Origin of the sequence: Rheinheimera maricola, from assembly GCF_016918075.2 — a bacterium.
Taxonomy (GTDB): Bacteria; Pseudomonadota; Gammaproteobacteria; order Enterobacterales; family Alteromonadaceae; genus Alishewanella; species Alishewanella maricola_A.
On record NZ_JAERPS020000001.1, the window covers coordinates 525,870 to 544,458 of the forward strand.

15 protein-coding genes are annotated in these 18,589 nt (G+C 49.8%); 8 read left to right on the forward strand and 7 right to left on the reverse strand.

The features are described from left to right. Positions 1 to 2 precede the first annotated feature (2 nt). Positions 3 to 1,103 (forward strand): tRNA 2-selenouridine(34) synthase MnmH, encoded by a 1,101-nt coding sequence (gene mnmH, locus I4W93_RS02430; RefSeq protein ID WP_205310022.1) that lies wholly within the window; start codon positions 3 to 5, stop codon positions 1,101 to 1,103. A gap of 17 nt (positions 1,104 to 1,120) precedes the next feature. Here mnmH and I4W93_RS02435 read toward each other — a convergent pair whose 3' ends face one another. Then, the gene (locus tag I4W93_RS02435; RefSeq protein ID WP_205310021.1) at positions 1,121 to 2,851 is read right to left on the reverse strand and encodes a DUF885 domain-containing protein; all 1,731 of its coding nucleotides are present in this window, start codon (positions 2,849 to 2,851) and stop codon (positions 1,121 to 1,123) included. A gap of 251 nt (positions 2,852 to 3,102) precedes the next feature. Between I4W93_RS02435 and I4W93_RS02440 the strand changes: the two genes are divergently transcribed. Then, positions 3,103 to 4,353: a DUF2254 domain-containing protein gene (locus tag I4W93_RS02440; RefSeq protein ID WP_205310020.1), complete on the forward strand. Its 1,251-nt coding sequence runs from the start codon at positions 3,103 to 3,105 to the stop codon at positions 4,351 to 4,353. Between the two features lie 96 nt (positions 4,354 to 4,449). Here I4W93_RS02440 and I4W93_RS02445 read toward each other — a convergent pair whose 3' ends face one another. Continuing rightward, the gene (locus I4W93_RS02445; protein WP_205310019.1) at positions 4,450 to 6,513 is read right to left on the reverse strand and encodes a winged helix-turn-helix domain-containing protein; all 2,064 of its coding nucleotides are present in this window, start codon (positions 6,511 to 6,513) and stop codon (positions 4,450 to 4,452) included. Positions 6,514 to 6,670: 157 nt separating this feature from the next. Between I4W93_RS02445 and I4W93_RS02450 the strand changes: the two genes are divergently transcribed. From I4W93_RS02450 to I4W93_RS02470, 5 genes are all read left to right on the forward strand, one after another. Beyond that, positions 6,671 to 8,206 (forward strand): serine hydrolase domain-containing protein, encoded by a 1,536-nt coding sequence (locus I4W93_RS02450; protein ID WP_205310018.1) that lies wholly within the window; start codon positions 6,671 to 6,673, stop codon positions 8,204 to 8,206. Between the two features lie 176 nt (positions 8,207 to 8,382). Continuing rightward, positions 8,383 to 9,186: an FAD-binding protein gene (locus I4W93_RS02455; protein WP_205310017.1), complete on the forward strand. Its 804-nt coding sequence runs from the start codon at positions 8,383 to 8,385 to the stop codon at positions 9,184 to 9,186. Continuing rightward, positions 9,187 to 9,849, forward strand: a complete 663-nt coding sequence (locus I4W93_RS02460; RefSeq protein ID WP_205310016.1) for a D-arabinono-1,4-lactone oxidase — start codon at positions 9,187 to 9,189, stop codon at positions 9,847 to 9,849. Between the two features lie 50 nt (positions 9,850 to 9,899). Then, positions 9,900 to 10,379, forward strand: a complete 480-nt coding sequence (locus I4W93_RS02465; RefSeq protein WP_205310015.1) for a DUF4199 domain-containing protein — start codon at positions 9,900 to 9,902, stop codon at positions 10,377 to 10,379. Between the two features lie 5 nt (positions 10,380 to 10,384). Then, the gene (locus I4W93_RS02470) at positions 10,385 to 10,819 is read left to right on the forward strand and encodes a CBS domain-containing protein (RefSeq protein WP_205310014.1); all 435 of its coding nucleotides are present in this window, start codon (positions 10,385 to 10,387) and stop codon (positions 10,817 to 10,819) included. Between the two features lie 77 nt (positions 10,820 to 10,896). Here the strand turns inward: I4W93_RS02470 and I4W93_RS02475 are convergent, their stop codons facing one another. From I4W93_RS02475 to soxR, 3 genes are all read right to left on the reverse strand, one after another. Further along, complete coding sequence (locus I4W93_RS02475) at positions 10,897 to 11,982, reverse strand: fatty acid desaturase family protein (RefSeq protein ID WP_205310013.1); 1,086 nt, start codon at positions 11,980 to 11,982, stop codon at positions 10,897 to 10,899. 11 nt (positions 11,983 to 11,993) lie between these two features. Then, positions 11,994 to 13,082: a flavin reductase family protein gene (locus tag I4W93_RS02480; protein WP_205310012.1), complete on the reverse strand. Its 1,089-nt coding sequence runs from the start codon at positions 13,080 to 13,082 to the stop codon at positions 11,994 to 11,996. A 192-nt stretch (positions 13,083 to 13,274) separates the two neighbouring features. Then, positions 13,275 to 13,718: a redox-sensitive transcriptional activator SoxR gene (gene soxR / locus I4W93_RS02485; RefSeq protein WP_205310011.1), complete on the reverse strand. Its 444-nt coding sequence runs from the start codon at positions 13,716 to 13,718 to the stop codon at positions 13,275 to 13,277. A 211-nt stretch (positions 13,719 to 13,929) separates the two neighbouring features. Between soxR and I4W93_RS02490 the strand changes: the two genes are divergently transcribed. Continuing rightward, positions 13,930 to 14,358, forward strand: a complete 429-nt coding sequence (locus I4W93_RS02490) for a VOC family protein (RefSeq protein WP_205310010.1) — start codon at positions 13,930 to 13,932, stop codon at positions 14,356 to 14,358. 93 nt (positions 14,359 to 14,451) lie between these two features. Here the strand turns inward: I4W93_RS02490 and I4W93_RS02495 are convergent, their stop codons facing one another. Beyond that, positions 14,452 to 15,003, reverse strand: a complete 552-nt coding sequence (locus I4W93_RS02495; protein ID WP_205310009.1) for a hypothetical protein — start codon at positions 15,001 to 15,003, stop codon at positions 14,452 to 14,454. Between the two features lie 213 nt (positions 15,004 to 15,216). Next, on the reverse strand, positions 15,217 to 18,471 hold the full coding sequence (locus tag I4W93_RS02500) for a S41 family peptidase (RefSeq protein WP_205310008.1): 3,255 nt from the start codon (positions 18,469 to 18,471) through the stop codon (positions 15,217 to 15,219). Positions 18,472 to 18,589 lie beyond the last annotated feature (118 nt).

Below are 18,589 nucleotides of genomic sequence, written 5' to 3' on the forward strand. Positions count from 1 at the left end.
CTATGGGCCGTGATTTACCGTTGCCCGATAACTACCATCAAATCCTGCAACAGCAGCTACCGTTACTGGATTTACGCGCACCGCTGGAATTTAGCCGCGGTGCTTTTGCCAATAGCTGTAATTGGCCGCTGATGACTGACGCCGAGCGCGCCGCTGTGGGTACCTGCTATAAACAACATGGCCAACAAGCTGCCATTAGCCTGGGCCATCAGCTGGTGCAGGGCGAAGTGAAACAACGCAGGGTTCAGAGTTGGGTTGCCTTTACCAAAGCCAACCCAGAGGGCATGTTGTACTGCGCCCGTGGCGGCTTGCGTTCACAAATTGCCCAGCAATGGCTGGCTGATACCGGTGTGGTTTATCCACGAGTCAAAGGTGGTTTTAAAGCCCTGCGTCAGGCAGCTATTAATGTTATTGCCCAGGCAGCAGCGCAGCCGTTGTTATTACTGGCTGGCCCTACCGGCAGTGGTAAAACGCGTTTGCTTAAACAGTTACAGGCGGTGGATTTAGAAGGCCTTGCTAACCATCGCGGCTCAGCATTTGGCCGGCGATTGTCGGCGCAACCGGCGCAAATTCGTTTTGAAAACGATTTAGCCGCGGCCATTTTGCGCGTTAACGCCGGGCAGCCGCCGTATCTATTGCTGGAAGATGAAAGCCTGCTAATTGGCCAGCGTAATATCCCGCATCCGCTGTATCAGGCGATGCAGCACAGCCCGTTACTGTTGCTGGAAGAGCCACTACCACAGCGGGTAGAGGTAATTCTGCAAGATTACATTATTGATTTACATTGTGAAGCGCTTAGCCAAAGCGCAGAGCAGGGGTTTAGCCTGTTCAGTGACATGTTGTGCCACAGTATGGCGCGCATTAGCAAGCGGCTAGGTGGTGTGCTGTACGCTGAATTACAGCAGTTGTTGTTGCAGGCTTTAGCCGAACAACAACGCAGCGGCGATGTCAGTTTGCACCGGGTTTGGATAGAGCGGTTACTGCGCCAGTACTATGACCCGATGTACTACTATCAATTGCAAAAACGCAATTTAGCGGTGTTGCAGCGCGGCGATGCGCCAGCGCTGCAGAACTGGTGGCGCCAACATAGCGCCTTGTGCTAATGGCTTCGCGATAACGCCTATTTTTGTTTGTTTATCCACTCTACTGTCAGCTCGTCGAGTAAATCCAACGGCAGGCTGCCCGAGGCTAACAGATGGTCATGAAAGGCGCGGATATCAAATTTATCCCCCAGTTGTTGCTGTGCTTGCTGACGCAATTGGCGAATTTTAATTTCACCAATTTTATAAGACAGAGCTTGGGCGGGCCAGGTGATATAGCGGTCAATTTGCGCTTCTACTTCTGCCATGCTCAGCGCGGTATTGTTGGCTAAATAGTCTATGGCTTGTTGGCGGCTCCAGCCCATGGCGTGTATGCCGGTGTCTACCACCAAACGGCAGGCGCGCCAGGTTTCATAGGTTAAGCGGCCAAAATCGCTGTACGGATCTTGATAAAACCCCATCTCTTTGCCCAAGCTCTCGGCATATAAACCCCAACCTTCGCCATAAGCACTGTGATACAGCGTTTTACGAAACTCCGGCAGGTCCATTTCTTGTGCCAGCGCGCTTTGAAAATGATGCCCGGGCTCTGCTTCGTGAAAAGTTAACGCTTCTAAGTTATACAGTGGCTCGCTGCGCACATCGTTGGCACCGACAAAATAGGTGCCGGAGGTGGTGCCGCTGCCGTCAGAGGCGACATAATAGGCGCCACCGTTTGGGCTGGCTTTTATATCGAAGGTACCTCGTGGCAGGGTGTTGAACCACTTAGGTAACTGGCCGGCCATTTTGCGCGTAATGTAGCTGGCTTTTTCGATAAGTTGTAACGGGGATCCAGCATAAAACCGTTCGTCGGTGCGCAAAAAGTTGACGAAGGCGGCGAAGTCGCCATTAAAGCCGACCTGTTTAATAATATTATCCATCTCAACACGAATGCGTTTAACCTCGTCAAGACCGAGCTGATGGATATGCTCGGGTGTCATATTGGTTGTGGTGTAAAAGTTAATTAAGTACTGATAATAGGCCTTGCCATCTTCCAGCTCGCTTATGCCCACCACTTTGCGACATGCTGGCATATATTGCTGGGTAAAAAACTGATACAGCTTGTTATATTCCGGGATCACCGTATCCATAATCAGTTTGCTGCCGGCTTCACGATAGTGGCGCTGTTGCCTGGCACTAAACTGTAGCGGTTGGTTTGCTATAGGAGCAAAAAATACGCTGTTACTGACATCACTAACAATATGTTTGCTAATGGTTTTATCGTAATTGGCAAAGCTGGTGCAATAATGGGTGTAACCTTTGGCGATAGCTTGTTTTAGGTTGTCGATATGCTGCTGATTGTAGCGCGGGAAATCGGCCAGGCTGATTAAATAATTGTCGTAATCAGCGGTGGTTAAAAATGACATGTTATCCGGCGCCCCGGCAAAATAACTGTGGTAACCGGCATAGGCCTGCATCGGAAACAAATGATCAAACTGCTGGTAGCTTTGCGCTTCGGTTTCACGTTCGTATTTAAATAACCGAAGCGTTATTTGATCAACTGCGCTGAGCTCGCGTTGATTAATGCTGGCAACTTGCTGCAAAAAAGCTTGGTTAACCTTGGCCCGGCGCGCTTGTCCTGCCGGGGAAACGTCAGGCAGTGTGCCCTTCATCCGAAAGGTATCGGGGTCTTTACGAAAGAAAATTTGTTCTTTGTTGGCTTGTGCCCAGTGTTGATTAAGCAGCTGTTGTAACTGTTGCTTAGCATCGCTGGCACTTGCGCCAGAGGTAAAGGTCAGCAGCAGGGTGGCAGACAAAAACAGATATGGTTGCATATAACAGATCCGACGGCGCTATGGTTGGCTTGGTGTTATACCATAGCCGGCATGGGCAGGCTATGGTAGTTACATTAGGTTGTTGATATTGCAGCACATCGCACTATTACGCTTAGGGATAATGCAAGATTTAAGCAGGGTTATTTGTGTTACTGCTGTCGTGTCAACGACACTAATAGGCTAAGGTAAGTAACTGTGTAATAACTAAGAATGTCATAACAAAGTGTGTCATAACAAAAAAGGGCGCCACTATGGTATCTAAATGGGGCTGGCAGTTGTTGCAGCTAAGTCGAAAACTCTGGGTGCGCACCGTGGCCTTTGCTGTGCTGGCACTGCTATCTGCAGTGTTTGCGGTGTTGTTGCAGGATCTGATCCCAGCATCGGTTGCGGGTATTATCGGCGCCGGCGCGGCAGAGAAAATTCTTACCATTCTCGCCTCCAGTATGCTGGCGGTAACCACTTTTTCGCTCAGTATTATGATTGCTGCCTTTAGTGCATCTACCAACAGCGTATCGCCGCGTGCTACCCGGCTGCTAATGGAAGACAGCACCACCCACAATGCGTTGGCAACCTTTGTCGGCTCTTTTTTGTTCAGCATTGTCAGCATTATCCTGCTGAATACCAAACTGTATAACGAGCGTGGCGAAGTGGTATTATTTATCACTACTATTGTTGTTACAGCGCTGATTGTGTTTACTATTTTGGTATGGATTAACCACCTGTCAGGTCTTGGCAGAGTGGGCGAAACGGCCAACCGGGTTGAGGATAAAGCCTATGCTGCGCTGCAGGCTTTTGTTAAACAGCCCTGGCACGGTGCAAATCCGCTGGCATCACTGCGTGAGGTACCTGAACGTGCTAAGGCCTTTTTAACCCAAGCCATAGGTTATATTCAGCATGTCGATGTAAAGGCTATCAACAACTGGGCACAGGCCAATGATTGTAGGGTGTTTATCGTGGTGCGGGCCGGGGTGTTTATTGATCCGGGCCGGCCGTTAATGTGGATAGACGGTGAGCTGCCAGACAACACTGACAGCCTAATCAAAGCCTTTAGCATTGACGATTTTCGCAATTTCGATCAGGACCCACGCTTTGGCTTACTGGTGTTGGCCGAAATTGCCTCTAAAGCTTTGTCGCCAGCGGTAAATGACCCTGGCACGGCAATTGAAATTATCGGCCGTGGCATGCGTGTGCTCAGTAACTGGCAGCTAAAGAGCAGCAGTGAAGCCGAAGTGCGTTTTGCCAATGTGTGGCAACTGGGGCTAGATCTTTCTGATTTATTTGATGATTTTTTCACGCCGATAGCACGAGATGGCGCAGCGCTGGTCGAGATACATATCCGCTTACAAAAAAGCTTTATCGCACTGGCTAAAGTTAACACTCAACTGCGTATACAGGCGCGGCGCCACTCCGAGGCAGCGCTGGCCAGAGCACAGCAAGTACAGGCTGATACTAATGACTTGGCGCGGCTTAAAGCCTTACACAGTCAGTTAATGGACACCTAGTGCTACAGCAGCAAAACAGCTAATACCATGGCCACAGCACACTAGTACCATAACTTTACTGCAAGCAGATTGCCGCCAACATGTAACAAAAGGATACTATTTCGCGGTCATTGTCTGAAATATGTCGATATTTCGTCGCTCTGCGGTGTGGTAAAAAATGCCTGCGGCAGACACAGAGAAATGCGGGCTGTCAGAGCGTAGCAGCGGTTGTGGCTGTTTGTGTTCCGCTGCCAAACTGTACAGCTGATACTGGTCGTTATCCCAGTGTTGCCAGTACCAACTAGCCCCAAGTTTGGTTAAGTTAAACTTGCCGCCCAGCATAATATCAATGGGACCCAATTGCGCTGTTGTTACCAGCTGCGCTGTAGCACCGGCGTAGAGGTTGTTTTGCTGATCCAGCCACAAGCTATCGTCAGCATCGGCAGCGAAGCGGACAAACTGCCATTTACTATCAATGCTGGAGACTTGGTCTGTCACCGTGTTGTAACGTTTTACCGTCCATTGGCCGTGTTGCTTCACGCTGTAAAACAGGTTGTGCTCATCTTGAAAGGATATAGCGCGGATCTCGGTTTGTGGTATGCGCAGCACATGGTTGACGTTAGTGCTGATATCAAACAGATGAATTTCGTTTAGCGTCAGGGCGGCAAGCGTTTTGCCATTTGGCGACCAGACTAAATCCAGGTAGTGGCGTTGATCATTAAAATGGCTTAATTTACGCTGGTTTTTGCCATCACTATCTGCCAGCCAGATCTCTTCGGTACCCGTTGCCAGCCCAATGTAGGCAATGTGATCGTGCTGCGGGCTTATTATCGCCAACCTGTCATCTACCGAGCTATCCGCAATTGGCTGTATGTTACCCTGGCTAAAACGATAGAAATGGATATCAAGATTAGTTCTACCGGCTGCAAACACATAATCATGGCCATTGCTGTGTCTTTCCGGCGGATATAAGCGCTGCGAGCCGGCATAAAGCACCTGCCGGTCTTTGCCTTGCAGATCGTAGCTAACCAGTTGTACCGCCGGATGTTCACCCATTAGTACCACGCGTTTACCGGAATGATGCCAAATACCGCAACAAATATAGCTATCGAGCTTAAACAACAGCGTCACGCTATCGTTGTCCAGATCGACAGCATAGAAGCCTTCCCACATTTGTTCGTCGACTGAGGAAACCAAGAGTTTGTTTTGTGTTGGATGCAAATCGAATGAGATATTGCCGGCCAGTACTAAAGCTGGCTGGTTAAGTTTGCGCTTTTTACCTGTAATCAGGTTAAATTCAAATAACTCATAGGGCGCGTGCTCTGCGGCACGTTCGGTAAAAATTAACACATCATCGGCATGTGAAAACACGATTTTGCCGTAACTGCCAGCCGGACAGTTGTGAATAAGCTGCGGTTCTCCCAGTGTCATCGCTGTAAAAGATTGCAGGTAATAGCGGCAGTAGGTTTTGCTTGCCACCAGATAAACCAAGCGATTACCGCTGGCGTTCCAGCTACCCGGCCCAACCCAGGCATTAGTGTTTGCGTCTGGCATGACCTCCAGGCTACGACCATCAGATAACTGCTTGATAAAAAGCCGCATTTTATTAGCCGCAATCTCGGTATACAGCAGGTATTGCTGATCAGGTGACGTGCGGGGCTGGCCTTCTTGCCCCACAGAGCGGGTAAGGGGTTTTGCCGCAGTAAACACCGAAGCGGCATTGTCGCTGCCCTGCTGCCACTGCAAGCCGATAGCCACAGCGATGACAGCAACAACGATATAAAGAAGCCATTTCGCCGCTGTCTGGCGCCGGGCACTAAATGCTGACTGATCAGTATTGACCGGTTGCAAAACCGTCGCTGGTGCGGGCGTTATTCGGTGGGCGACCGCAATAAATTTGTAGCCTTTTTTAGGAAAGGTGGCGATAAACTTTGGTGTTTTGACATCATCAGCAAGACAGCGCCGCAATTTGGTAATGGCTCTGTTCACCGCACTATCTGTTACCGTGCGGCCAAGCCATACTGCGGCTATAAGCTCGTCCCTGCTGATAATTTTATCCGGCTGCTGGCAAAAGTAGGCCAGTAACGCCACCAGAATCGGTTCCAGTTGTTGCACGGTGCCTTGATTCGTTAACGACTGTTGCTGATCGCAAAATACAAAACCTTCAATCTGCCAACGCATTGCTTACCCTGTACTGTCTCTGTGGAGGCCAGAAATTAGCATGTTCAGCGCGACAGGTCATTAAAGGTCATAAAAAGTCATTGGAAAATCATGCCTGCGATTTGGCAAGTAGTCATTATCGGCGTGGTCAAAATTGCACAACACCATAGAGGGAAATATGCAGAAATATCTGTTTGTTATATTGGCGGTCAGCGCCAACTTTTTTGCGCAGGCAGGCAATACAACGCAGGCAACAAAAGACGCGCAGGATAAAAATACTATCGGGCAGCGAGAGAACGTGGCTGCACTGCAAGCGGCAGTTGAGCAGAATTTACGTGGTCCGGTTAAATTTGGTGCCCAGCCGGTTAGCACCTATACGGTACAGCAGCGGCTTGCCTATCATAAGGTGCCAGGCGTCAGTTTTGCGCTGATCCAAAACAGAGAGCTTGCCTGGGCCAGCGGCTATGGCACTGTCGCCGCAGCGTCAGACCAGGTTGTAACGGTTGATACGGTATTTCAGGCGGCATCTATTGCCAAACCTGTCACGGCCTTTGCGGTGATGCGCATGCAACAGCAAGGCCTGTTAGATATAAATGCTAGTATTGATACCTACTTAACCTCGTTAACTCTAGCTAAAGGCAAGCAAGCGCCAGAGGCAGCGGTTAGCTTTAAAAATCTGCTGGATCACAGCTCCGGCCTAACAGCCGGCGGTTATCAGGGCTATGAACAAGGCGTAGCCATACCCTCAGATCTGCAAACCTTTAACGGCGAGGTGCCCGCCAACACTAAAGCGGCCAGTGTGGAAACCACGCCCGGTACGACAGTTAGCTATTCTGGGGCTGGCTACACTCTGGCTGAAATAGCCTTAACTGACACTTTTAAACAGCCCTTTGAGCAATTGATGGCTAGCTGGCTGTTGTCGCCACTGGGCATGACAAACAGCAGCTTTGCGCTCGATTATCCGCAGCAGGGCGGGGTTTTGGTTGCTTTAGGCCACGACAGATCGGGCAAAACATTGACCGGCGGCTGGCGGCGGCATCCAGAGCAGGCTGCTGCGGGGTTGTGGTCAACGCCAAGCGATTTAGCCAGATTCGCCATCGAAACCACTAGAGCCTATCAGGGGCAAAGTAAGTTTTTATCACAAGCTGCTGTGCGGGAAATGCTAACGCCAATCATGCCAGAGCAAGATCTGTCTGCTCAATTTGGCGGCCAGCCGGCGATGACTTTTATCGTTGCCGGTGCAGGGAAGCAATTCTTGTTTCAGCATGGTGGCGGCACCCTTGGCTACAGATGCTTTATGATCATGTACCCAGAAACCGGCGATGGCGCAGTGTTTATGACCAACTCTGATGCCGGTTACGGTATCGGGCTTGAAATGCTAAGAGCCGCGTCTTTTGTGTATAACTGGCCTGATTTTAAAGGTAAAGCGTTGCAAAAACGCCAGGTTGACCGGCAACAGCAAACCGTGTTTCTCGGCGAATATCCCTTTGCCGACTGGCAGGCAGAGATTATTCAAGTGGTTGAAGCCGACGGTATTGCGGTTAAATTCCCCAATGGCGATATTTACCCATTAACTGCGGTGCAGGGCGAACATGCCGATGTAAATCAACAACGCTACGTACATGAAGATACCGGCGTGGAAGTCAGCTTTGGTGTAACAGGGGGGCAGCCGACAATTAATTTGTATCAGCAAACAGCAACAAAAAAGCACTAAAACTGAGTATATCGGCAGCTGAAGTTCACTGCCGATTACAACGCTTTGAGTCGTTAATTTGAAGGCAAAAAGCAAGACGCGGCCCTTAGGGGGTTAAATAAACTTGCTAACACATTGTTATTTATTGGTTGGTAAATTATCTTAGCCGGTCTTAATTGACAGGGGCGCGAAAAGAGATGCTAAAAAAGCTGCTAAAAAAGCTAAGTATAGCAGTATTGGTTACGGTTGTAGTTACGTTGTGCTGGTGTTTAAGTTATCTGCTGCCTTACCTGACTGCGCCTGAGCAGCCAACAGCAGAACTTGTTGTCAATGACATTACCCGGCTAAACCCAATCAAGGTAGCTAAAGTGCTGAGGCCGCAAACTGAGGCCGAATTGGTGCAGCAGTTAATGAATTCAAGCGGTGCGGTGTCGGTTGGTGGTGGGCGCTATAGCCAGGGCGGCCAGATAGCGCTGTCAGACAGCCTGCATATTGATATGCGTAGTTACAATAACATCGTTAGCTTTACACCGGACAAGAAGCAAATAACAGTGCAGGCCGGTATTACCTGGCGCGATATTCAAGCTCACATTGATGGCTACGATCTGTCGGTGAAAACTATGCAAAGTTATGCTGATTTCACTGTAGGTGGCTCGTTAAGCGTAAATGCGCATGGTCGTTACATTGGCGAGGGGCCATTAATTAATTCGGTGCTGGCTATCCGGCTGTTACTGGCCGATGGCAACGTTGTAAGCGCAACGCCAGAAACCAACAGTGAGCTGTTCTTCGCCGCTATTGGCGGCTACGGTGCTATGGGAATTATCCTTGAGGCCAGCCTACAACTTACCGATAACAGTAGGGTGCAGCGCCAGGTGACGACTATGGCAGCATCGCAGTACCGCAATTTTTTCCAGAGCCAAATCCGTGAGAATGCACAGGTCGTGTTTCACAATGCCGTGCTTTATCCACCGAATTATAACCAAATGGCTGCCGTATCCTAGTTGACAACCGATAACACTGTTACGGTAGCCAGCCGGCTGCATAGCGCCGACACCCGCTACTGGTGGCAACCTGCATTAGCCGATTTTGTTGCTGATTATGCTGTGGCGAAAAGACTGCGACAGCACTGGCTGGATCCGCTGCTGTACCGCCAGCCGGCCGTGCACTGGCGCAATTATGAAGCCAGTTATGATGTACGAGAGTTAGAACCGGCGGACAGAACACAGCAGACTTACGGTTTACGTGAATATTTTGTGCCGGTGAGTAAATTTGATGCTTTTGTACCGCAGCTGGCCTCTGTGTTGCAGCAGCATAACGTCAACGTGTTAAATGTGTCGGTCAGGCATGCCTTGCCCGACAAAGGCTCGCTATTGGCCTGGGCACCGCAAGAAACCTTCGCCTTTGTTATTTATTACCGCCAGGGAACTGATGAGCAGGCAAAGCAGCATACTGATATTTGGAGTCAGCAGTTGATAGAGGCAGTGTTAGCCCAAGGAGGCAGTTATTATTTGCCTTATCAACCCAGCGCGTCACCCGCACAATTTCAACGCGCTTATCCGCGCGCAGCTGAGTTTTTTCAGCTAAAGCAGCAATATGATCCGCAAAACCGCTTTAGCAGCCAGTTTTGGGCTAAATACCAACCGCCGTTTGCGGCTGGCGTTTAATAGAAAAAGCGCTATAGTTTTGCCGTGTTTAACATCAAGAACAAAGCGTTATGCAAAAATATCTGACAGAAATACGCTGGGGCGTTATTTTCACCGCTGTGGTGCTGCTGTGGATGTGGGCCGAGCAGTTGGTTGGCCTGCACGGCCGTTATATTGCTGAGCATGCTAGCTACACTAATTTATTCGCTATACCGGCAATACTGGTTTACGTATTGGCGCTCAGGCAGAAAAAGGCGCGTGAATACAGCGGCAGTATGAGCTGGAAGCAGGGCACCGTTGCCGGACTGCTTATTACGTTAGTGGTAGTGCTGCTAAGCCCGGCGGCGCAGTGGCTAACCCATAACGTTATTACACCGGAGTATTTTGCCAATGTGCAGGCTTACGCCAGCGCGCAAGGCATGATGACACCGCAGCAGGCCGCCGAGTATTTCAGTTTAAATAACTATATGCTGCAAAGTGTTATCGGCGCCGCCATTATGGGCGTACTGACCTCGGTTATCGTGGCGTTTTTTCTGCGTAGTAAAGGTTAACTCTGATGCTGAATGTCGCGCAGTTAATGACACTTAAACCGGTAAGTGTATCCCCCGATGATAGCCTGGCGGTGGTAAAGCAGATTTTTGATCATGTAAAGTTTCACCATGTGCTGGTGGTGGAACACGGCATGTTGCTTGGCGTGTTGTCTGACCGCGATCTGTTTAAAGCCCTTAGCCCGCATATCGGCACTGCAGCTGAAACCGCGCGGGATTTGGCGACGTTAAATAAAAAAGTGCACCAGGTTATGCGGCGCAAGCCGTTAACATTGCAACCGCAGGCTAAGGTAATGGACGCCATTCATCTGTTTAATAGTGAGGGGGTATCCTGCATTCCTGTGGTAGACAGCAACAACCGACCGCAGGGTATTATAAGCTGGCGCGATATTATTCGCGCCTTAGATCGGACAGATAAACGCGCTGCACCAGACAAAACGTAGGGGCGCATAATTGCCCCTGGTTACATTACCAGGCGTAAGAATAAGCCTTCCATATCAATGGGCGCAATTATGCGGCCCTATAGTGCTTTTACAGCCTTGTCGCCGCCCGGCAGTGAATAGCGCATAATTCGGCCAAAAACCGTGCTGTACTGGCGTACAAAGCTGCCGGTATTATATGGAATACCGTATTTAGCTGCGATAGCCTGCACCTGCCCAGCCATAGCTGGGTAGTGCCGTGCCGGAATATCCGGATACAGGTGGTGCTCTATCTGGCAGCTTAAATGGCCGGTTAAAATATGCAGCCAGGTTGGGCCGGTAAAATTAGACGAGCCCAGCATTTGGCGATAATACCACTGGCCACGGCTTTCGCCCTCGCATTCTACAGCAGTAAACACATGCACTTCTTTGGTAAAGTGGCCGCAAAAAATCACCGTTGATGTCCATAAATTGCGCAGCAAATTCGCCAGCAAGTTACCGCACAGCACCCATAACCACATCGGTCCGGCGATGAGCGGAAAAAATATATAGTCTTTAACCAACTGGCGGGCGCCCTTACCGAAAAACGCTTTTTTCAGTTCGCTGTCGCTAACTTGAGTGTGACGATCGGCCTTCTTTTTACCAAAGAATACCCGCTGGGCTGCCAGCTCGTGATACGACACGCCCCATTGGAATAGCATGCTTAGCAACAGGTAAGTACCGCCTTGCCATAAATTACGCAGCCGCCAGCGAAAATCGTTACTTAAACGCAGTAGGCCGTAACCAAAGTCGCGGTCTTTACCTATGATATTGGTGTAAGTGTGGTGCTCAAAATTATGCGTGCGCTGCCAACTGCCGGCGTCACAAGCAATATCCCATTCGTAGCGTTTGGAATGCAGCACCGGGTCATTCATCCAGTCGTATTGACCATGCAGCACATTGTGGCCAATTTCCATATTGTCGAGAATTTTTGCCAGTGCCAGCAGCAATACGCCAGCCAACCAAAGCCAGGGCGTAATAAAGCCCAGAACCATTAAAACCCGCCCGCTAAGGGCGCTTATACGTTGTACCAGCAACACGCGGCGGATATAGCGTGCATCGGCCTCGCCCAGTTGCTGTTGTACCTGCTGTTTTACGCTGTCCAGCTCGTGCTCAAGCGCGTTAAATTGCTCTGTGGAAAGTTTCATCAATAGTCCTGTTACAGCTTAATCACTAATTCGGTTACCGGTTGGCTGATACACAGCTGAATTTGTTCGGCGCCGTGGCCGCTTAGGGCTCCGCTGCGCATATCACGTACCTGGCCGGACACTTTGTCGCAGACACATTGAAAACACACACCCATTCGACAACCAAAGCGCGGCGCCAGATTATATTGCTCCGCACTTTGCAGCAGGCTGTGTTGGCTGTTCAGCGTTACCGCGGTGATGAAACCGGCGCGGATAAAATTAGCGCTCAGCAGAGGATCTGTTGTGCTGCATGAGGCTGGGGGCGGGGCCAAACCAAATTGCTCTTGCTTAATAAGCTCTGCCGTTACGCCATGCTGGCTTAGTGTATTGCGCAGCTGCTGCATAAATGCTTGCGGGCCACAGAGGTAAAACTGCTTATTGCTGATATCGGCGCAAAGTTGTTGTTGCAGTGTTTCAGCGGGTGCAATGCGGCTGTCTGACAACATTAGCGTAAACAGCGGTTGCCTTTGTGCAAGTTGCTTTAATTCTGCCAGTAAGGCTGCGTTTTCTGCACCGCGAACCCGGTAAAACAGAGTTGCCGGCGCTAACCAGTGACGCTGGCTTAACAGCATAGATGCAATAGGCGTAATACCGGAACCGGCCGCGACAAATACCGTAGGTACAGCCGGTTGTAGCCAGTAAAAGCCACCCTGAGCAGCGCTGATATTTAGCACAGCACCGTTTTGCAGCTGGTTTAACAGCGGAGTAAATTCAGCCTTGCGGTTGATTTTGCAGCATAGCTGAATGTGCTGTTGGCTTTGCCATAGGCTGAGCGGCGAGCAAATACTGAATGGCCGGCTGATATAGCGGCCATTATGCTCAATGGTTAACAGCAGGTGCTGGCCTGGTACAAAACCCTGCCAGCGCGGTGATACTTGAAGTGTTAGCTGCAGCATATCGGCTGTTTGCCACTGTTTTGCCTGTAAACGGGCACGGTATTGGTCAGGCACAAAACCCGGCCAAAAACGTTGCAACAGCGGCAAAAAATATAAAGTTAGCGTGGGCTGGTTGCCCAGCACTAAACAAAAGCTACGCCAGAGGCGGGTAAAAAATGACTTCACTACAGCTTCACACTATCAGGCAATTTCGGCGTACAGTTGTACACTAAAAAATCTGGTGTGGCCAGTTTGTTTGTTGTGTTTCTGCATTATTGTTTATTATGTTTATGAATTTAAATGAGTTAATTATTTTCATTTATTTGCTGGTGCCAGATGTTTCAGTGAACAGCTGTACATTTTACATTGTGTTTATCGCTACTCTACCTGTTCGAGAATAACCGGCCCGGTACCTTCGGCGCCCAGAATATCATCCGGGTTATACAGCGGGCACTTAGTCATACTCAGGCAGCCACAGCCAATACAGCCGGTAAGGTAGTCGCGTAGTTTTTGCAGATAAGCAATGCGCGCATCAAGCATTTGTTGCCAGTTGCTGGATAGCAGCTGCCAGTCCTCTACGGTAGGAGTGCGGCTGTCGGGCAGGGATAAAAATGCTTGTTTTACTTCGTCTAAACTAATACCTACTTTTTGCGCTGCTTTAATTACAGAAATACGCCGCAACACTTCTGGCTTATAACGGCGCTGGTTACCCTCGTTGCGCCAGCTTTTAATCAGGCCTTTGTTTTCATAAAAGTGCAGCGTGCTGACGTTTATGCCGCAGCGTTTCGCTACGCGGCCGATACTCCAGGTGGCGTCTGTCATGGTTTGACTCCTTATTTTTATATTTTTCGCAAAAAGCACTTTACCTCAACTTTGGTTGAGGTTTTAACCTGCCGTCTAACTTACAGCAAGGAGTTAACTAATGACAACGCAAAGTGAAAACACAAGGCAGTACCAAAATGGCTTTTTACGCCGCTATTTTCAGCTGGTTAGCCACACCATAAGAAGCAAATAATATCTTTGGAGACAAACTATGTACTTAGAGCACGTTAATTTAGTGGTGAGTGATATTGACGCCATGCTGCATTTTTACCGCGCGGCTTTTCCACACTGGCACATTCGTGACCAGGGTAGGGGCGAATGGTATGGCAAGCCACGCAAATGGTTACACTTTGGAGACGATTATCATTATTTAGCGCTTAGCGACCACGGCGAAGGCGACAACCGTGATTTGGCCGGCCACAGTGTTGGTTTTGCCCATTTTGCCTATGTGACTAACAACCTCGATGCGGTTATCGCCAGGCTGAATATCGCTGGTTATGCCATTGCCAAACCAGGTGCCGATGAGCCTTATCGTAAAAATATCTACTTTGTTGACCCGGCCGGGTTTGAGGTGGAGTTTGTTGAGTATTTAAGTGATATTCCTGCCGAGCGCAACTTAAACCAGGAGAAAACCGCTTAACTGCATGATGTTTGTCAGTTAAGCGGGACGGGGTTATGGCGAGGTAGTTTGGATAAGTCGAGGGCAGCTTCACTGTTAGCAAGCTGCCAGCCTTTATTTGGGGGCTGTCTGAAGCAAGGTGGCAAAATCCTTACTGGTTATCGCATCTTGCAGCAACTGCTTTACAGCAGAGGGCATAGACTGCGCAACGAGAAGGCAGCTTGTTTCTTCTTCATACCCTCTGCCTTCACCGCTATAAGTAGTCTGAGTGGTAAACTTATGGCCATTCGATGACACCAGCTCCAATGTTAAATACCAACTGTTTTTCCAGGAGTTAAACTTAACTTTTTCTAAATAGCCGGTTAATTGAATAGGTGCGCTGTCCGCTAGTAAATTGGCGTTTGCCAGTTCAGCACGTAAAGCGGCATCAACATAGTTAGCATAGCCGCCGGATGCTTTTACCTGGCCTTGCGTTTGGCATTGTTCGTGATCTTTTATGCCCGCCGGGCGGCTAATGGGTTTAAGTGCAACGGGGGCCGCTTCTAATTGCTGCAAGTGCAATAGTGTCTCTGCCGAGCTTTGGTAGCGTGGCGCTTTATAGGTTATGCAGGCGGTAAGACTGGTTGTTATAACCGCCACTAAAAATATGGCGTGATGTTTTCTCATATTGATGGCCTCTTGTTGGTAAAGTAAATTCAGCTATCTTACGTACAGCTTTGGATGTAAGTGTGTTGTTAAACAAAGAGATTCAATTAATATACAAATATTTACAATTAGAGGCTGTGCTAACGAAGGGATTTTAAAAATCGTGCCACAAGAATAGGGAGTTAAAAAAACAAAACCGCTGCAGAGCAACGGTTTTGTATGTAAACCAGAAGATTACATGCCTAGCTTGGTTGGCATGGCTGGGGCTTGGCTATGATCTTGTGGCGGCTTGGCTTTTAGCTCGTTCAGCGTGTGCTTAATAGCACGCTCTAACTGCACATCAATGCCTTTATTCACTGCTATCGGATCCAGTTCTACCTCGATGTCCGGCGCTACGCCTTCGTTTTCTACCCGCCATTCACCATCTGGGGTGTAAAAGCGGAAAAACGGCACCACGTGGAAACCACCGTCAATCATGGCCGGATTGGCTGAAATACCAATTAAGCCACCCCAGGTACGGGTACCGATGGTTTTACCCAGACCTAAGCGCTTAAACGCCCACGGCAGGAAGTCACCGCCTGAGCCGGCGTCTTGATCAATCAGCATGGTTTTCGGGCCGTAAATACCGCCGCCGGGAGTGGTAAAGACTAAGCCATCGCGGTCTTTCCAGCCAGATAAAAACGGCCGGCCAAGAATTTCGGTAATGTAGTTTGCCGCTTGGCCACCACCGTTTTTACGTTCGTCCAGAATAACGGCCGGTTTGTCGGTTTGGGCGAAGAACATGCGGTTAAAGAAGTAAAAACCACCGTCTGCAGTATTAGGCAGATACACATAAGCCACTTTTCCGTCGGTTTTTTCTGCCACCAATTGGCGGTTTTGTTCTACCCAATGCCATAAGCGCAGTTGGCTGTCGTTAGCTACCGGCTCTATGGTGATGTTGCGTTGGTTTTTACCACGGGCATCGTCGGCTATGCTTAGCACCACTTGTTTGCCCAGGGTGTTGTCGAGCAAGGCAAATACGTTATCGTTGGCACTAAGCTCGCGGCCGTTTACGGCCAGTAGGTAGTCGCCGGCCTTGGCAGCGGCACCCGGTACATTTAACGGCGCCTTTAAGAATGGGCTCCAGCGATCGCCCTGATACACTGTTTTAAACTGGTATTTGCCGTTGTTAATAGCAAAATCGGCACCTAACAGACCGGCTTTACTGCTGCCTTCCTGGTGCACATCACCACCGCCAATACGGTTGTGGCCAACCTGCAGCTCGGCAATCATCTCTACCAGCACGTCGTTTAAGTCTTCACGGCGTTGCACGTGTTTAAGCATGGGTTGGTATTTGTCGTAAATGGCCTGCCAGTTAATACCGTGCATTTTGGCATCATAAAAGTACTCTTTTTGCATACGCCAGGCGTCATTAAAGATTTGCTGCCACTCCTGCGCCGGGTCAACAAAGCTGCGTACTTCAGCCAGGCTTAGCGCCTTGGCATCCGGTTTGGCTTTGGCGTCGCCTACCTGCAGGTTATTAGGCGCTGTTAGCATAAGCAACTTTTTGCCGTCGTCGCTGAGGTTATAACCAATCAGGCCGTCTTTTACCTGCTCTGCCTTTTTCTCTTCAAAGTCATAGCGGTATAAGGTGCCATTGTTTTGGCCGTTACTGCCCGGTGGCTCATTGCTGGCGCCCGGTTGGCTGCGCTCGATATAAAACAAGGCGCCGTCATCGGCCACACTTAAGCTGTCGTAGTTACGCTCGGCTACCGGCAGCGCAATAATGCGGTTTTGCAGCCCGGCAAGGTCGATTTTTACTGCTTTTACCGCCGGCTTGTCGTCATCTTTATCTTTTTTCGCTGCTTTTTCGTCAGCTTTTTTCAGCGGTTCATCACCGGTTTTCGGCAGTAACGGCGATTTGCCATCACTGGCCAGGACATAAGCATAAATGGCTTTGCGCACCGGCCGCTCGCGAGTGGATAAATCCAGCCCAACCTGCGACGGGCCGGTATTTACCGAGGCGGTAAAGTACAGATAATCTTCAGTAAAAGCCGGGTCGTCAGCGTGGCTCAGGCCATCGGTAATTTGGCTGGCTTTATTGGTGTTAAAGTCAAATAACTTAATTTGGCTGAAGTAGTTAGCCGCAGATACGGTATAGGCTAAATAACGGCTATCGGGCGAAAAAGACACGTTAAAGTCATCGCGCCGTGCGGAGGTGTCCAGTTTTTGGCTGCGTTTGGTTTTAAGGTTAAACACATACAGATTTAAGTGGTTGTCGTGATAAGCAATAAGGTTGCCATCGGGCGAAAAGCTCAGCAGATTAAAATAACCCGCATCTGATAAAGAAAAGCTTTCAGCAGCGCTTAAGCCATCCTGACTTTGCAGCACCAGTTGGTGCTTATTGCCGGCGTCAGAAATGTAGGCTACTTTGCTGCCGTCCGGGCTCCACAGGCCGTCAAATTCGCGTACACCGCTGCTTTGCGTCAGGTTGCGTGTGCTGCCGTCTTTTACCGGCACGGTAAAAATATCACCGCGGGCACTAACCACCACGCGCTGGCCGGTGGCCGACAGGCGTGCTGCGGTCAGGGTTTTGCCGGCATCTTTCCACTGTGGTCGTTGCTGTGGCGATTGGCTGTTAAGGTCGACACGAACAGGCGTGCTTTGGCCGCTGGCGATGTCAAAGCGGTGCAAATAGCCGCCGGCTTCGTACACTATGCTGTTACCGTGGCCGGCCGCGCTGCGCAGGTCCCAATCAGTATTGTTGGTTAATTGGGTAACTTGTTTATCGGCGTAGCGGAATAGGTTTACCGCTTTGTTATCACGGTCTGACAGGAAGTACACCGTATCACCGAGCCAAAACGGGTTAAATTCATTGGCGTTAGGGTGAGGGATTTTTTCCAGCTGTTGTTTTTCCAGGTCAATGATCCATACCGGCGGTGTGCTGCCACCGCGGTGTAAACGCCAGCCACTGGCACCGCTGTAGGCCATATTGTTGGGCCGGTAAGCCAGCCTTTTACCGTCGCTGCTTAAGTCGCCTTCAAAGGCCACCGCTTGCATTAATTTATCCGGGTAGCCACCGTTGACACTGATTTTATATAACTGATTGCTGCGGCTGTTAGCGATTTCGCGGTTTGAAGCGAAAATGACACTTTTACCATCCGGACTCCAGCCGTTTACCGTGTCCGCCCCCGGGTGAAAGGTTAGCCTGGTGGCCGCGCCGCCGCTTACCGGCATGACGTAAACGTCGGTATTGTTGTCATATGCCGCCGAGAAGGCAATCCAGTTACCGTCTGGTGAAAACTTCGGTGCAAATTCGCTGGCCGGATGGCTGGTAAGCTGGCGCGGGTTTACGCCGTTGGTATCACTGAGCCAAATATCACCACCGTAAACAAAGGTTAAGTGCTTTGCTGAGATATCCGGCTGGCGCAGCAAGCGTGTGCCCTCTGTGGCAAAAGCCGAGCTGCTGGCCAGCGCACAAAACAGGGCAAGGTAACGTGGTTTAAACATGAGAAGTCCTTGTTGTTATGGTTCTGAATCGACTACAAGTAAAGCACATAGCGCGAGCTGGGCAAAATATCAGGTTGTAACAGATGATGTCTGGCTGGAATCTTTTGTTGTCAGTATG

Coding starts and splice junctions, on each gene's coding strand:
- mnmH (WP_205310022.1), top strand. CDS start 3: ATGGGCCGTGATTTACCGTTGCCCGATAACTACCATCAAATCCTGCAA.
- I4W93_RS02435 (WP_205310021.1), bottom strand. CDS start 2,851: ATGCAACCATATCTGTTTTTGTCTGCCACCCTGCTGCTGACCTTTACC.
- I4W93_RS02440 (WP_205310020.1), top strand. CDS start 3,103: ATGGTATCTAAATGGGGCTGGCAGTTGTTGCAGCTAAGTCGAAAACTC.
- I4W93_RS02445 (WP_205310019.1), bottom strand. CDS start 6,513: ATGCGTTGGCAGATTGAAGGTTTTGTATTTTGCGATCAGCAACAGTCG.
- I4W93_RS02450 (WP_205310018.1), top strand. CDS start 6,671: ATGCAGAAATATCTGTTTGTTATATTGGCGGTCAGCGCCAACTTTTTT.
- I4W93_RS02455 (WP_205310017.1), top strand. CDS start 8,383: ATGCTAAAAAAGCTGCTAAAAAAGCTAAGTATAGCAGTATTGGTTACG.
- I4W93_RS02465 (WP_205310015.1), top strand. CDS start 9,900: ATGCAAAAATATCTGACAGAAATACGCTGGGGCGTTATTTTCACCGCT.
- I4W93_RS02470 (WP_205310014.1), top strand. CDS start 10,385: ATGCTGAATGTCGCGCAGTTAATGACACTTAAACCGGTAAGTGTATCC.
- I4W93_RS02475 (WP_205310013.1), bottom strand. CDS start 11,982: ATGAAACTTTCCACAGAGCAATTTAACGCGCTTGAGCACGAGCTGGAC.
- soxR (WP_205310011.1), bottom strand. CDS start 13,718: ATGACAGACGCCACCTGGAGTATCGGCCGCGTAGCGAAACGCTGCGGC.
- I4W93_RS02490 (WP_205310010.1), top strand. CDS start 13,930: ATGTACTTAGAGCACGTTAATTTAGTGGTGAGTGATATTGACGCCATG.
- I4W93_RS02495 (WP_205310009.1), bottom strand. CDS start 15,003: ATGAGAAAACATCACGCCATATTTTTAGTGGCGGTTATAACAACCAGT.
- I4W93_RS02500 (WP_205310008.1), bottom strand. CDS start 18,471: ATGTTTAAACCACGTTACCTTGCCCTGTTTTGTGCGCTGGCCAGCAGC.